13 protein-coding genes are annotated in these 14098 nt (G+C 70.3%); 6 read left to right on the top strand and 7 right to left on the bottom strand.

Going from position 1 to position 14098, the window contains the following annotated elements; genetic code table 11:
* The first annotated feature begins 217 nt into the window (after positions 1-217).
* The 6 genes from tkt to pgl are packed head-to-tail and all read left to right on the top strand — an operon-like array spanning position 218 to position 8330.
* Complete coding sequence (gene tkt / locus ACFVS8_RS02450; protein ID WP_387057225.1) at positions 218-2311, top strand: transketolase; 2094 nt, start codon at positions 218-220, stop codon at positions 2309-2311.
* Positions 2312-2338: 27 nt separating this feature from the next.
* The gene (tal, locus tag ACFVS8_RS02455; protein ID WP_387057227.1) at positions 2339-3448 is read left to right on the top strand and encodes a transaldolase; all 1110 of its coding nucleotides are present in this window, start codon (positions 2339-2341) and stop codon (positions 3446-3448) included.
* Positions 3445-5049, top strand: coding sequence for a glucose-6-phosphate isomerase (locus tag ACFVS8_RS02460; RefSeq protein WP_387057229.1), 1605 nt, complete (start codon positions 3445-3447; stop codon positions 5047-5049). Before tal ends, ACFVS8_RS02460 begins: the two co-directional genes overlap by 4 nt.
* Before the next feature lie 16 nt (positions 5050-5065).
* The gene (gene zwf / locus ACFVS8_RS02465; protein WP_387057231.1) at positions 5066-6607 is read left to right on the top strand and encodes a glucose-6-phosphate dehydrogenase; all 1542 of its coding nucleotides are present in this window, start codon (positions 5066-5068) and stop codon (positions 6605-6607) included.
* Positions 6604-7563 (top strand): glucose-6-phosphate dehydrogenase assembly protein OpcA, encoded by a 960-nt coding sequence (locus ACFVS8_RS02470; RefSeq protein WP_387057233.1) that lies wholly within the window; start codon positions 6604-6606, stop codon positions 7561-7563. The genes zwf and ACFVS8_RS02470 overlap by 4 nt, the downstream gene beginning before the upstream one ends.
* Positions 7560-8330 (top strand): 6-phosphogluconolactonase, encoded by a 771-nt coding sequence (gene pgl / locus ACFVS8_RS02475; RefSeq protein ID WP_387057235.1) that lies wholly within the window; start codon positions 7560-7562, stop codon positions 8328-8330. Before ACFVS8_RS02470 ends, pgl begins: the two co-directional genes overlap by 4 nt.
* 84 nt (positions 8331-8414) lie before the next feature.
* On the opposite strand, the gene ACFVS8_RS02480 is transcribed toward pgl, so the two are convergent.
* The 7 genes from ACFVS8_RS02480 to whiA form a co-directional block, all read right to left on the bottom strand.
* Positions 8415-8780 (bottom strand): RNA polymerase-binding protein RbpA, encoded by a 366-nt coding sequence (locus ACFVS8_RS02480; RefSeq protein ID WP_387057237.1) that lies wholly within the window; start codon positions 8778-8780, stop codon positions 8415-8417.
* A gap of 1 nt (position 8781) precedes the next feature.
* Positions 8782-9033, bottom strand: coding sequence for a preprotein translocase subunit SecG (gene secG / locus ACFVS8_RS02485; protein ID WP_387057239.1), 252 nt, complete (start codon positions 9031-9033; stop codon positions 8782-8784).
* A gap of 114 nt (positions 9034-9147) precedes the next feature.
* Complete coding sequence (gene tpiA, locus ACFVS8_RS02490; RefSeq protein WP_387057241.1) at positions 9148-9936, bottom strand: triose-phosphate isomerase; 789 nt, start codon at positions 9934-9936, stop codon at positions 9148-9150.
* Complete coding sequence (locus tag ACFVS8_RS02495; RefSeq protein ID WP_387057243.1) at positions 9927-11141, bottom strand: phosphoglycerate kinase; 1215 nt, start codon at positions 11139-11141, stop codon at positions 9927-9929. The genes tpiA and ACFVS8_RS02495 overlap by 10 nt, the downstream gene beginning before the upstream one ends.
* 11 nt (positions 11142-11152) lie before the next feature.
* A complete protein-coding gene (gene gap / locus ACFVS8_RS02500; protein ID WP_387057245.1) occupies positions 11153-12157 on the bottom strand; it encodes a type I glyceraldehyde-3-phosphate dehydrogenase in 1005 nt (334 codons plus the stop codon).
* Positions 12158-12251: 94 nt separating this feature from the next.
* A complete protein-coding gene (locus ACFVS8_RS02505) occupies positions 12252-12878 on the bottom strand; it encodes a superoxide dismutase (protein ID WP_387057247.1) in 627 nt (208 codons plus the stop codon).
* Between the two features lie 189 nt (positions 12879-13067).
* Positions 13068-14048: a DNA-binding protein WhiA gene (gene whiA, locus ACFVS8_RS02510; protein WP_387057249.1), complete on the bottom strand. Its 981-nt coding sequence runs from the start codon at positions 14046-14048 to the stop codon at positions 13068-13070.
* Between the last annotated feature and the right edge of the window lie 50 nt (positions 14049-14098).

A 14098-nucleotide genomic window follows, 5' to 3' on the forward strand; every position in this document is an offset into this window, starting at 1 on the left:
CCTCACAGCGACGTGTCGGCGCCGTGAACCCGTCGTCACGTCCGCGAAACTGAGCCTTTCCATATACTTTGAGCATGCGGGCCACCCCGCGTTGTTCACGACCCACACACTCCCCCGGAATGTGCTCGTGCGCGCAAGTTGGCAACGTCGCCGCAGTGATTTCCCTGGCCGACCGAGATTCTCGGGGCCGCTCACCATCGGAAGGAACACTCCACTCGTGACTCACCTGAACTGGGAGACCATCGACGACCGCGCTGTCGACACCGCCCGGATCCTCGCGGCGGACGCCGTCGAGAAGGTCGGCAACGGCCACCCCGGCACCGCGATGAGCCTCGCACCCGCCGCGTACCTGCTGTTCCAGAAGGTCATGCGCCGCGACCCGGCCGACCACCAGTGGCTCGGACGCGACCGCTTCATCCTCTCGGCGGGCCACAGCTCGCTCACCCAGTACGTGCAGCTCTACCTCGCGGGCGACGGCCTCGAGCTCGACGACCTGAAGTCGCTGCGCACGTGGGGCTCGAAGACCCCAGGCCACCCCGAGTACGGCCACACCGACGGCGTCGAGATCACCACGGGCCCGCTCGGCCAGGGCCTCGCCTCCGCGGTCGGCTTCGCGTACGCGTCGCGCTTCGAGCGCGGCCTCTTCGACCCCGACGCTGCGGCTGGCACGAGCCCGTTCGACCACCACGTGTACGTGATCGCCGGCGACGGCGACCTGCAGGAGGGCGTGACCAGCGAGGCGTCCTCGCTCGCCGGCCACCAGCAGCTCGGCAACCTGGTCGTGATCTACGACTCCAACCAGATCTCGATCGAAGACGACACCAACATCGCCTTCACCGAGAACGTCGCCGAGCGCTACGCGGCCTACGGATGGCACGTGCAGACCGTCGACTGGAAGAAGACCGGCCAGTACGTCGAAGACGTCGCCGAGCTGAACGCGGCGATCGAGGCCGCGAAGGGCGAGACCTCCAAGCCGTCGATCATCATCCTGAAGACCATCATCGGCTGGCCGTCGCCCGGCAAGCAGAACTCGGGCAAGATCCACGGTTCCGCCCTCGGCGCCTCCGAGCTCGCCGCCACGAAGGAGGTGCTCGGCTTCGACCCAGAGCAGACCTTCGTCGTCGCCGAAGACGTCATCGAGCACACGCGCGGCGCCCTCGAGCGCGGTGCGGCCCTCAAGGCCGAGTGGCAGGTCGGCTTCGACGCCTGGGCCGCCGCGAACCCCGAGCGCAAGCAGCTCCTCGACCGCCTCGAGGCCGGCGAGCTGCCCGAGGGCCTCGAAGGCGTCCTGCCCGCCTTCGAGGCCGGCACCGAGGTGTCGACCCGCGCCGCGAGCGGCAAGGTCATCAACGCGCTCGCCCCGCAGCTCCCCGAGTTCTGGGGCGGCTCGGCGGACCTCGCGGAGTCGAACCTGACGACCATCAACGGTGCGGCGTCGTTCATCCCGGCCGAGTGGTCGACCCACGAGTTCTCGGGCAACCCGTACGGCCGCGTGCTGCACTTCGGCATCCGCGAGCACGCCATGGGCGCGATCCTGAACGGCATCGTCCTGCACGGCAAGACGCGCCCGTTCGGCGGCACGTTCCTGATCTTCAGCGACTACATGCGCCCCGCGGTGCGTCTGGCCGCGCTCATGAAGGTGCCCTCGATCTTCGTCTGGACGCACGACTCCGTCGCCCTCGGCGAAGACGGCCCGACCCACCAGCCGATCGAGCAGCTCGCGACGCTCCGTGCGATCCCCGGCTTCTCGGTGGTGCGCCCGGCCGACGCCAACGAGACCGCGGCCGCCTGGCTCGAGATCCTGAACCGGCGCGACGCCCCGGTCGGCATCGCGCTCACCCGCCAGAACATCCCCGTGTTCCCGCGCGGCGAGGGCGAGGCGTCCGGCGACGCGTTCGCCTCGACCGCCGGCGTCGCGAAGGGCGCGTACGTGCTCGTCGACGCGGCCTCCGGCACGCCCGACGTGATCCTCATCGCTACGGGCTCCGAGGTGCAACTGGCCGTCGCGGCCCGCGAGCAGCTCGCTGCAGAGGGCATCCAGGCCCGCGTCGTCTCGGCGCCCAGCCTCGACTGGTTCGAGGAGCAGGATGCCGCGTACCGCGAGTCCGTGCTGCCCGCGGCCGTCACCGCGCGCGTGTCGGTCGAGGCCGGCGTCGCGCTCAGCTGGGCGAAGATCGTCGGCGACCGCGGTCGCTCGGTCTCGATCGAGCACTTCGGCGCCTCCGCCGACTACAAGACCCTGTTCCGCGAGTTCGGCATCACGACCGAAGCCGTCGTCGCCGCCGCCAAGGAATCGCTCGCGTCGGCCTGACGAGAGCACGAAGGAGATTCGAGAATCATGACCACCACCCCCACCGCAGACCTCTCCGCCGCCGGCGTGAGCATCTGGCTCGACGACCTCTCGCGCGAGCGCATCGCCTCGGGCGGCCTCCAGCAGCTCATCGCCGAGCGCAACGTCGTCGGCGTGACCACCAACCCGACCATCTTCGCGGGCGCCCTCACCAACGGTGCCGCGTACGCGGAGCAGGTCGCCGCACTCGCGGCCGAAGGGGCCGACGTCGACACCGCCGTGTTCGAGATCACCACCGACGACGTGCGTGCGGCATCCGACATCTTCCGCCCCGTGTACGACGCGAGCAACGGCTACGACGGCCGCGTCTCGATCGAGGTCGCACCCGACCTCGCGCACGACACCGCGGGCACGATCGAGTCGGCCAAGGCGCTCTGGGCCAAGGTCGACCGCCCGAACGCGATGATCAAGATCCCCGCGACCGTCGAGGGCCTCGACGCGATCACCGCCGCGATCGGCGCCGGCATCAGCGTCAACGTCACGCTGATCTTCAGCCTCGACCGATACCGCGCCGTCATCGCGGCCTACCTCGCGGGCCTCGAGATCGCGAAGGAGGCCGGCATCGACCTGTCGACCATCCACTCGGTCGCCTCGTTCTTCGTGTCGCGCGTCGACACCGAGATCGACAAGCGACTCGAGGCGATCGGCACCGACGAAGCGCTCGCGCTCAAGAGCAAGGCCGGCGTCGCGAACGCCCAGCTCGCGTACGAGCTCTTCGAGCAGGAGTTCGGCGCAGAGCGCGCCGCGGCGCTCCTCGCCGCCGGAGCGAACAAGCAGCGTCCGCTGTGGGCCTCGACCGGCGTCAAGGACCCGTCGCTGCCCGACACGCTCTACGTGACCGGCCTGGTCGCGCAGGGCGTCGTGAACACGATGCCCGAGAAGACCCTCGAGGCCACCTTCGACCACGGCGTGATCGAGGGCGACACCGTCACGGGCGCCTACGCCGCGGCGGGCGCCGTGCTCGACGCACTCGCCTCGGTGGGCGTCGACTACGACGACGTCACGGCGCTCCTCGAGCGCGAGGGCGTCGAGAAGTTCATCGTCTCGTGGCACGAGCTCCTCGACACCGTCACCACCGCTCTGGAGAACGCACGATGAGCTTCCGCATCGCCGTCAGCGGCGCGGCGGCCGACGCCGTGCGCTCGGCCGTCCCCGGGCTCGTCGCCGACCTGGTGGCGAGCGGCATCACGGCCCAGGACCCCGCGCTGTGGGGCCCCGCGGCCGAGGAGGAGTCCGCGAAGCGACTCGGCTGGACCGAGGCCGTCGCGATCTCCCGACCGCTCGTCGCCGAGATCGAGGCGCTCCGCGCCCAGCTGCACGCCGATGGCGTGGAGCACATCGTGCTCGCGGGCATGGGCGGCTCGTCGCTCGCGCCCGAGGTGATCACGCGCACCGCGCGCGTCGACCTGACCGTGCTCGACTCGACCGAACCCGGCCAGGTGCGGGCCGCCCTCGCCGACCGGCTCGCGGTGTCCGCACTCGTGGTCTCGTCGAAGTCGGGCTCGACCGTCGAGACCGACAGCCAGCGACGCGCCTACGAGCAGGCCTTCACCGAGGCCGGCATCGACCCCGTGTCGCGCATCGTGATCGTGACCGACCCGGGCTCGCCGCTCGACGAGTCCGCGCGCGCCGCCGGCTACCGGGTGTTCAACGCCGATCCGAACGTCGGGGGGCGCTACTCCGCGCTCACCGCGTTCGGCCTGGTGCCCTCGGGCCTCGCGGGCGTGGACATCTCCGAGATCCTCGACGAGGCCGAGACGATCGAGCTCTCGCTCGCCATCGACTCGCCCGAGAACCCCGGACTCGTGCTCGGAGCCGCCATCGCCGCGACGTCCCCGCGCCGCGACAAGCTCGCCATCGTCGCCGACGGAACGCACATCGTCGGCTTCGCCGACTGGGCCGAGCAGCTCATCGCCGAGTCCACGGGCAAGGAGGGCACCGGCATCCTCCCCGTCGTGCTCGAGTCCGACGCGCCCGAGCTCGCCGGCGACCTCGCCGACGTCCAGGTCGTGCGCCTTGTGAGCGACGCGGGCGACCAGCAGCTCGTCGACGACGGCACCGACGAGATCCGCGTCTCGGGCACGCTCGGCGCGCAGCTGCTCGTCTGGGAGTACGCGACCGCGATCGCCGGGCGGCTGCTCGGCATCAACCCGTTCGACCAGCCCGATGTGGAGTCCGCCAAGGTCGCCGCACGCGGCCTGCTCGACGCGCGGCCCGAGCCCACGCCCGCGGCGTTCGTCGCCGACGGCATCGAGGTGCGCGGCACGCCCGAGGTCATCGGTGCGTCGAGCGACCTCGAGTCGGCGATCGAGGTCCTCCTCGAAGAGCTGCCGGCAGACGGCTACCTCTCGGTGCAGGCCTACGTCGACCGCGTCGCACACCCCGAGCTCGAGCAGCTCCGGGCGCGTCTCGCGGCGCGCGCGGGCCGCCCCGTGACGTTCGGCTGGGGCCCCCGGTTCCTGCACTCGACCGGGCAGTTCCACAAGGGCGGCCCCGCCGTCGGCGTGTTCCTGCAGATCACCCAGGCCGTGGCCGAAGACCTGTCGATCCCCGAACGCCCGTTCACCTTCGGGCAGCTCATCGCCGCCCAGGCGTCGGGCGACTCGAGCGTGCTCGCCGACCACGGGCGCCCGGTGCTGACGCTCACGCTCACCGACCCGTCGGCGAACGTCTCGACGCTCTTCGACGCCATCGGCTGAGCCAGGAAGGGTCCACATGCCTCCGGCAACCATCTCCGCGGGTCACAACCCGCTTCGATCCCCGAAGGACTACCGGCTCAATCGCATCGCCGGTCCCTCGAGCCTCATCATCTTCGGCGTGACGGGCGACCTGTCGCGCAAGAAGCTGATGCCCGCAGTGTACGATCTCGCCAATCGCGGCCTGCTGCCGCCCGGATTCGCACTCGTGGGCTTCGCCCGCCGCGACTGGGCCGACCAGGACTTCGAGAAGGTCGTGCACGACTCGGTGCGGCAGTACGCCCGCACCGAGTTCCGCGAGGACGTCTGGAAGCAGCTCGCGCGCGGCATCCGCTTCGTGCAGGGCGACTTCGACGACGACGCCGCGTTCGACCGCCTCCGCGGGGTCGTGGCCGACCTCGACGCCGAACGCGGCACCATGGGCAACCACGCGTTCTACCTGTCGATCCCGCCGAAGTCGTTCCCGCTCGTGACGGAGCAGCTCAAGCGCTCGGGCCTGACCGAGCAGAAGGACGGCCAGTGGCGACGCGTCGTCATCGAGAAGCCGTTCGGGTCCGACCTGAAGACGGCCCGCGAGCTGAACGACGTCGTCGCGTCGGTCTTCCCGCCCGACTCGGTGTTCCGCATCGACCACTATCTGGGCAAGGAGACCGTCCAGAACATCCTCGCGCTGCGCTTCGCGAACCAGCTCTACGAGCCCATCTGGAACGCGAACTACGTCGACCACGTGCAGATCACCATGGCCGAGGACATCGGCGTGGGCGGTCGTGCCGGGTACTACGACGGCATCGGCGCGGCGCGCGACGTCATCCAGAACCATCTCCTGCAGCTGCTCGCCCTCACGGCGATGGAGGAGCCGATCTCGTTCGACGCCGCGGACCTGCGCGCCGAGAAGGAGAAGATCCTCGCAGCGGTCCGTCTGCCCGACGACCTCGCCACGGGCACCGCTCGCGGGCAGTACGCCGGCGGGTGGCAGGGCGGCGAGGAGGTCATCGGCTTCCTCGACGAAGACGGCATGAACCCCGAGTCCCTCACCGAGACGTACGCGGCCATGAAGCTGACCATCGGCACCCGCCGGTGGGCCGGCGTGCCGTTCTACCTCCGTGCCGGCAAGCGCCTCGGGCGCCGCGTGACCGAGATCGCCGTGGTCTTCAAGCGCGCGCCGCAGCAGCTCTTCGCCGACAGCCAGACGTCCCAGCTGGGCGAGAACGCGCTCGTGATCCGGGTGCAGCCCGACGAGGGCGTCACCATCCGCTTCGGTTCGAAGGTGCCCGGCGCCGGCATGCAGGTGCGCGACGTCACCATGGACTTCGGCTACGGCCACGCCTTCACCGAGGCGAGCCCCGAGGCCTACGAACGGCTCATCCTCGACGTGCTGCTCGGCGACCCGCCGCTGTTCCCCCGTCAGGAGGAGGTCGAGCTCTCCTGGAAGATCCTCGACCCGATCGAGGAGTTCTGGTCCACGCAGGGCCAGCCCGAACAGTACCGTCCCGGCACGTGGGGCCCGGCATCCGCCGACGCCCTGCTCGCGCGCGACGGCCGAACCTGGAGGCGCCCGTGATCGTCGACCTGCCCGACACCACCACCAGCAAGGTCTCCAAGGCGCTCGTCAAGATCCGCGAGGAGAACGGCGTGGTCGCGCTCGGTCGCGTGCTGACGCTCGTGATCGCCACCACGCCCGGCGTCGAGGAGGAGGCCATCGAGGCCGCCAACGACGCCTCGCGCGAGCACCCCATGCGCGTGATCGTCGTGTCGTCCGACCCCGACGAGGCCGATGGCGTCGAGCCCCGCCTCGACGCGGAGATCCGCGTGGGCGGCGACGCCGGTGCGAGCGAGGTCATCGTGCTCCGCGCCCACGGCCCGGTCGCGCACGACGAGGAGAGCCTCGTCATGGCGCTGCTGCTGCCCGACGCCCCCGTGGTCACCTGGTGGCCCGGCGCGGCTCCCGCCGTTCCCGGCACCTCGCCGCTCGGCCGCATCGCGCAGCGACGGATCACGGATGCCTCGAGTCAGCCCGACCCGCAGGCCGCCCTCCGGGCGCTCGTCGACAGCTACACGCCCGGCGACGCGGACTTCGCGTGGACGCGGCTGACGCTGTGGCGCGCCCAGCTCGCCGCCGTGCTCGACCAGCCGCCGTTCGCCGCGGTGACGGGCGTGCACGTCACGGGTGCGGTCGACTCGCCGTCGACGACCCTGCTCGCGGCCTGGCTGCGACTGCAGCTCGACGCGCCCACCGGGTACGTGCTGACCGACGTCGCGGAGGGCTCGCACGGCATCCACGGGGTGACGCTCGAGCGCGAGACCGGGGTCATCGAGCTCACGCGCGACCAACCCGGCGTGGCCACCCTGCGTCAGCCGGGCCAGCCCCTGCACGACGTCGCGCTCCCCCGCCGCAACCTCCGCGACTGCCTCGCCGACGAGCTCCGGCGCCTCGACCCCGATGAGCTGTACGGTGAGGTGATCAGGAGCGGCCTCGCGCTGCTCAGCGAGCCCGAGGCCGAGGGAGCCCCCGCATGACGAACGAACGCCGAGTCCTGGTGCACCCCGACAAGGGGGCGCTGGCCAGTTCGGTGGCGGCCAGGTTCATCACGAAGATGCTCGACATCCTCGATGACCAGCCGATCGCGCACGTCGTGCTCACCGGGGGCTCGATGGCCGGCGCCGTGCTCGAGTCCGTGGCCTCCTCCCCCGCCCGCACGAGCATCGACTGGTCGCGCGTGCACTTCTGGTGGGGCGACGAACGATGGGTTCCGGCCGGCAGCGAGGAGCGCAACGACTGGATCGCCGACCGGTCGCTGCTCGACGACCTCGACCTGCCCGAAGCGAACGTGCACCGGTTCCCCGCATCGGACTCGGGACTCTCGCTCGACGACGCCGCCACGGCGTTCGAGGCCGAGCTCTCGGAGTACGGCGTCGACGGCGGCGACGCGCCCTCGTTCGACATCACGTTCCTCGGCGTCGGGCCCGACGGGCACATCGCCTCGCTGTTCCCGCACCGCTCCGGCATCCAGGTGGCCGACCGCACCGTCATCGCGGTGCGCAACTCCCCCAAGCCGCCGCCCGAGCGCCTGAGCCTCACCAGACCGGTGCTCAACGCGTCGCAGCGCGTCTGGTTCGTGCTCGCCGGGGCCGACAAGGCCTCGGCGCTGGGGCTGGCCCTGGCCGGTGCGAGCCGCGACGAAGTGCCGGTCGCCGGGATCAAGGGCCGCCGGCGCACGGTGTTCTTCGTGGACTCGGATGCCGCGGCTGAGGTTCCCGAGGAGCTCATCGCGCGCGACTACTGACGTCGACCCGCGCACCGCGCACGTAGAAGGGGCGAGCCGTTCGGCTCGCCCCTTCTTCGTATCCGGTCGCTCGCGACCGATGCCTTACTCTGCGGGCGCCTGTCCGCGACGCGTGCGGAGCTGCGTGAGCGCCTCTTCGAGCAGCGCAGCAGCTTCTTCGTCGCTGCGACGCTCCTTCACGTAGGCGAGATGCGTCTTGTACGGCTCGAGCTTGGAGACCGACGGCGGGTTCTCCTTGTCGCGGCCGGCCGGCAGACCCGTGGACGGGCTGTCGATGACGTCGGGGATCTCTTCCTCGGGCAGGTTCGCCGCGAAGTAGCGGACGGTCTCGTTGCCCTGGGCGTCCCAGTAGCTCACGGCGACGCGGTCGGCGTGGAAGCCGCGGTCCTGCTCGCCCATGGGCCCGGCGCCGACGCGCGAGCCACGGATGGCGCTGTTGCCTGAAGCCATCTCAGATCCCCGAGTCGAACTTCGTGATCAGGCCGAGGACGACGATGCACGTCACCCACACCAGCCCGAGGATCACGGTGATGCGATTGAGGTTTCGCTCGGCCACGCCCGAGGCGCCGAGGCTGGAGGTGACGCCGCCGCCGAACATGTCGGACAGACCGCCACCGCGGCCCTTGTGCAGCAGGATGAGCAGCGTCAGCAGGAGGCTCGTGATACCGAGCAGAACCTGCAGCACGACCTGGAGAATCTCCACGGTGAACCTTTCCGGGCACGACGAGGGGGTCGGTGCCGATATACGAGTATAGCGGGAGCGTGCGTGCGGGGTCGGAGACACGCGTCTCCGACCCCGCACGCACGCGTTTCGGGATCAGGCCCCGACGTGCTTCTTGAACCGGACGATGCTCGAGAACTCGTCGATGTCGAGGCTCGCACCGCCGACGAGCGCGCCGTCGACGTTCGGCTCGCGGAGGAACGAGGCGATGTTCGCCGCCTTCACCGAACCGCCGTAGAGCACGCGGGTGGCCGCCGCGACGTCCTCGCCGTACAACTCGCGCAGCACGCCGCGAAGCGCCTCGCAGACGACCTCCGCCTGCTGCGGGGTCGCCGCCTGGCCGGAGCCAATCGCCCAGACGGGCTCGTACGCGATGACGAGTCCCTTCGCGCCCTCGACGTTCTCGAGCGCCGCACGCAGCTGCGCGACGGGCACGGCGCTGGGGCCGTGCTCCTCGAGGTCTTCGGCCGTCTCGCCCACGCAGAGCACGGGGACGATGCCGTGGCGGTGCGCCGCGAGCACCTTGGCGTTGATGTCGGCGTCGGTCTCGCCGTGCAGCGTGCGCCGCTCGGAGTGTCCGACGATCACGTAGGCGCACTCGAGCTTCGCGAGGAACGCGCCCGAGATCTCGCCGGTGTAGGCGCCCGAGTCGTGCGCCGAGACATCCTGGGCTCCGTAGGCGATGGGCAGGTTGTCGGCCGAGACGAGCGTCTGCACGGAGCGGATGTCGGTGAAGGGCGGGAAGACCGCGACCTCGGCGTCGGCCGGATCGTGCTTCGCGTCCTTCAGCGACCACGCGAGCTTCTGCGTGAATGCGACCGCCTGCAGGTGGTCGAGGTTCATCTTCCAGTTGCCTGCGATGAACGGGGTGCGCTTCACTGCCATCCGAGGACCTCCAGTCCGGGGAGCTTCTTGCCCTCGAGGAACTCGAGGCTGGCGCCTCCGCCCGTCGAGATGTGACCGAACTGGTCGTCTGAGAAACCGAGCTGACGCACGGCCGCGGCCGAGTCGCCGCCGCCGACGACGCTCAGGCCGTCGACCTCGGTGAGCGCCTGCGCGACCGCGCGGGTGCCTGCCGAGAAGGGCGCGAGCTCGAACACACCCATCGGGCCGTTCCAGAACACGGTCTTCGACCCGCGGATGTGCTCCGCGAACGCCGCCGCCGTCTCGGGACCGATGTCGAGGCCGAGGCCCGAGGCGCCGAACGGCGTCTCCTCGATGGCGTCCGCGGCGGCGACCACGTGCTCGGCCTCAGCGGAGAACGACGCCGCCACGACGACGTCCGTCGGGAGCACGATCGTGACCCCGCGCTCGGCCGCCTCGGCGAGGTAGCCCCGCACGGTCTCGATCTGGTCGGCCTCGAGCAGGCTCGAGCCGACCTTGTGACCCTGGGCGGCGAGGAACGTGAACAGCATGCCACCGCCGATGAGCAGGGTGTCGACCCGCGGCAGCAGGTGCGCGATGACGCCGAGCTTGTCGGAGACCTTCGATCCTCCGAGCACGACGGCATAGGGGCGCTCGGGGTTCTCGGTCAGCCGGTCGAGCACGTCGAGCTCGGAGGCGATGAGCAGGCCGGCCGCGCTCGGGCGCAGCTCCTCGAGCTCGAAGACGCTCGCCTGCTTGCGGTGCACGACGCCGAAGCCGTCGGAGACGACGGAGTCGGCGAAGGCTGCGAGCTGCTCGGCGAACGCGGTGCGCTCCCCGGCGTCCTTGGCCGTCTCGCCCGGGTTGAACCTGAGGTTCTCGAGCACGAGGATCTCGCCGTCGGCCAGCGCCTCGACCTTGGCCGCGGCATCCGCCCCGACCGTGTCGGTCGCGAAGGCCACCGGCGCTCCGACGAGCTCGCCGAGGCGGGCGGCGACGGGCGCCAGGCTGTACTTCGCGTCAGGAGCACCCTCGGGCCGGCCGAGGTGGGAGACCACGACGACGCGTGCGCCCTGGTCGGTCAGTGCGGTGAGTGTCGGCAGCGACGCCCGAACACGACCGTCGTCCGTGATGACCCCGTCCTTGAGCGGAACGTTGAGGTCACAACGGACGACGATGCGCGTACCGGCGAGCGAACCGAGGCTCTCGATCGTTCGCAGTGTCACGGTTGCTCGTTTCAGAGTCGTTCGGCGACGTACTCGGTGAGGTCGACGAGGCGGTTGGAGTAGCCCCACTCGTTGTCGTACCAGCTCGAGAGCTTCACCTGGTTGCCGATGACGCGCACGAGGCCGGCGTCGAAGATCGACGAGTGCGGGTCGGTGACGATGTCGCTCGAGACGATGTCGTCTTCGGTGTACTTGAGGATGCCCTTCATCGGGCCCTCGGCGGCGGCCTTGTAGGCGGCCTTGATCTCGTCGACCGTGACCGGGTTCGCGGTGGTGACGGTGAGGTCGGTGATCGAGCCGGTGGGAACGGGAACGCGCAGCGCGAAGCCGTCGAGCTTGCCGACGAGCTCGGGCAGCACGAGGCCGATCGCCTTGGCGGCGCCGGTCGACGTCGGGACGATGTTGATGGCTGCGGCGCGCGCGCGGCGGAGATCCTTGTGGGGACCGTCCTGCAGGTTCTGGTCGGCCGTGTAGGCGTGCACGGTCGTCATGAGGCCGTGCTCGATGCCGAACGCGTCGTTGAACACCTTGGCGAGCGGCGCGAGGCAGTTCGTCGTGCAGGAGGCGTTCGAGATGATGTGGTGCGTCGCGGGGTCGTACTCGTGCTCGTTGACGCCGATGACGAACGTCGCGTCTTCGTCGGTCGCGGGAGCCGAGATGAGTACCTTCTTGGCGCCGGCCTCGATGTGCTTGCGCGCGTCGGCCGCCTTCGTGAAGAAGCCGGTCGACTCGATGACGATGTCGACGCCCAGTTCGCCCCACGGGAGGTTGGCGGGGTCGCGCTCGGCGAACGCCTTGATCGCGGTGCCGTTGACGATGATGTTGTCGTCGTCGTAGTCGACCGTCGCGTCGAGGCGGCCCGTGATCGAGTCGTACTTCAGCAGGTGTGCGAGCGTCTTGTTGTCGGTGAGGTCGTTGACCGCGACGATCTCGAGGTCTGCGCCCTGAGCGAGGGCTGCACGGAAGTAGTTGCGGCCGATGCGGCCGAAGCCGTTGATGCCGATCTTTACAGACACGGATCTCTCCTGATGTGACGGTGCGCGAGCGCGCGTTGTTTGGGAAGATTCGGACAACGGTGTCCTCGGACGATGCCCGAGGACACCGCCGCGATTACGACAGTAGCAGCAGCCCTGAGGTCTTCTCGTTTGCTGCAGCGAAGCGCTGCTGCACGTTGTCCCAGTCCGCGATCGACCAGAACGCCTTGACGTAGTCGGCGCGCACGTTCTTGTAGTCGAGGTAGTACGCGTGCTCCCACACGTCGAGCATGAGCAGGGGCACGATGCCGGCCGGGAGGTTGCCCTGCTGGTCGAAGAACTGCACGATGATCAGGCGCTGGCCGAGCGCATCCCACGCGAGCACGGCCCAGCCGGAGCCCTGCACGCCGAGGGCCGTCGCGGTGAAGTGCGCCTGGAAGGCGTCGAACGACCCGAACTGGTCGTCGATGGCGGCCGCGAGCTCGCCGGTGGGCTTGTCGCCGCCGTTCGGCGAGAGGTTCGTCCAGAAGATCGAGTGGTTGATGTGACCGCCGAGGTTGAACGCGAGGTCCTTCTCGAGCTTGTTCACGTTCGCGAGGTTGCCCGTCTCGCGCGCCTCCGCGAGCTGCGCGAGCGCCGTGTTCGCGCCCGTCACGTACGCCTGGTGGTGCTTCGAGTGGTGCAGCTCCATGATGGTGCCGCTGATCGCCGGCTCGAGCGCCGAGTAGTCGTAGGCGAGATCGGGCAGGGTGTAGTCAGCCATTGCTTCTCCTTGTCAGGTGCCGGGCGTTCCGGGCCTCTGCCCGGTGTTCCGCGGCTGCGCCTTCGAGTCTATGCCCGCGGCCGGTGGGTGCGACCCCGGGTTGACGTCCGATGACATGGCGTGCGCGGCGGCTCGAGGGGTCGACGACGAGCGGATGCCGCGGCATCCGCTCGCACGACCGTGCAGGTCTTACACGTCGTCGAGATCGGCCGGCAGGCTCGCCTCGGTGCCCGGCACGCCGAGCGCGGCGGCCCGGGTGTCGGCCATGGCGAGCAGGCGGCGGATGCGCCCCGCGACGGCGTCCTTCGTCATGGGCGGGTCGGCGTGGTGCCCGAGCTCGTCGAGGCTCGCGTCGCGGTGGGCCAGGCGCAGCTCCCCCGCGTACTTCAGGTGCTGCGGGATGTCGTCGCCGAGCAGTTCCATCGCGCGCTCGACGCGCGCGCACGCGGCGACCGCCGCCTGCGCCGATCGGCGGAGGTTGGCGTCGTCGAAGTTCACGAGGCGGTTCGCCGTCGCCCGCACCTCACGGCGCTGGCGGAGCTCCTCCCAGTTGCGCACCGTGCCGCTGGCGCCCATGAGCGAGAGCATCGCGCTGATCGCCTCGCCGTCGCGGATGACGACCCGGTGCACGCCGCGCACCTCGCGGGCCTTCGCCGAGATCCCGAGCCTGCCGGCCGCTCCGACGAGGGCCATCGCGGTCTCGTTGCCCGGGCAGGTGATCTCGAGGGCGGCCGAGCGCCCCGGGTCGGTGAGGCTGCCGTGCGCGAGGAACGCCCCTCGCCAGACCGCAGCGACCTCGTCGCGCGAGCCGGTGGTGAGCTTGTTCGGGAGCCCGCGCACCGGGCGCCGGCGGGCATCGAGCAGTCCGGTCTGACGCGCGAGCGTCTCGCCGCCGTCGAGCACCCTGAGCAGGAACTGGTTCGACCGGCGGATGCCGGAGGGTGCGATGACCGAGACGTCGGGGCGCACGCCGTAGAGCTCGCCGAGATCGCGCGTGACGCGCTTCGCCGTGGTCGGCGAGTCGAGTTCGGCCTCGATCGCGATACGGCCCGAGATGATGTGCAACCCGCCCGCGAACCGCAGCACCGAAGCCAACTCGGCCGCGCGGACACTCGTCTTCGAAACCTCGACGCGTGCCAGTTCTTCTTTCACATCCGCGGTCAAAGCCACCTCGTGATCCTTCCTGTGGGTGGGAGCGCGGGGATGCCCCGCGCGTCATG

The sequence above is a fragment of the Agromyces sp. NPDC058110 genome (assembly GCF_042884735.1).
Taxonomy (GTDB): Bacteria; Actinomycetota; Actinomycetes; order Actinomycetales; family Microbacteriaceae; genus Agromyces.

Coding starts and splice junctions, on each gene's coding strand:
- tal (WP_387057227.1), top strand. CDS start 2,339: ATGACCACCACCCCCACCGCAGACCTCTCCGCCGCCGGCGTGAGCATC.
- zwf (WP_387057231.1), top strand. CDS start 5,066: ATGCCTCCGGCAACCATCTCCGCGGGTCACAACCCGCTTCGATCCCCG.
- tpiA (WP_387057241.1), bottom strand. CDS start 9,936: ATGGCAGTGAAGCGCACCCCGTTCATCGCAGGCAACTGGAAGATGAAC.
- ACFVS8_RS02460 (WP_387057229.1), top strand. CDS start 3,445: ATGAGCTTCCGCATCGCCGTCAGCGGCGCGGCGGCCGACGCCGTGCGC.
- ACFVS8_RS02480 (WP_387057237.1), bottom strand. CDS start 8,780: ATGGCTTCAGGCAACAGCGCCATCCGTGGCTCGCGCGTCGGCGCCGGG.
- ACFVS8_RS02505 (WP_387057247.1), bottom strand. CDS start 12,878: ATGGCTGACTACACCCTGCCCGATCTCGCCTACGACTACTCGGCGCTC.
- pgl (WP_387057235.1), top strand. CDS start 7,560: ATGACGAACGAACGCCGAGTCCTGGTGCACCCCGACAAGGGGGCGCTG.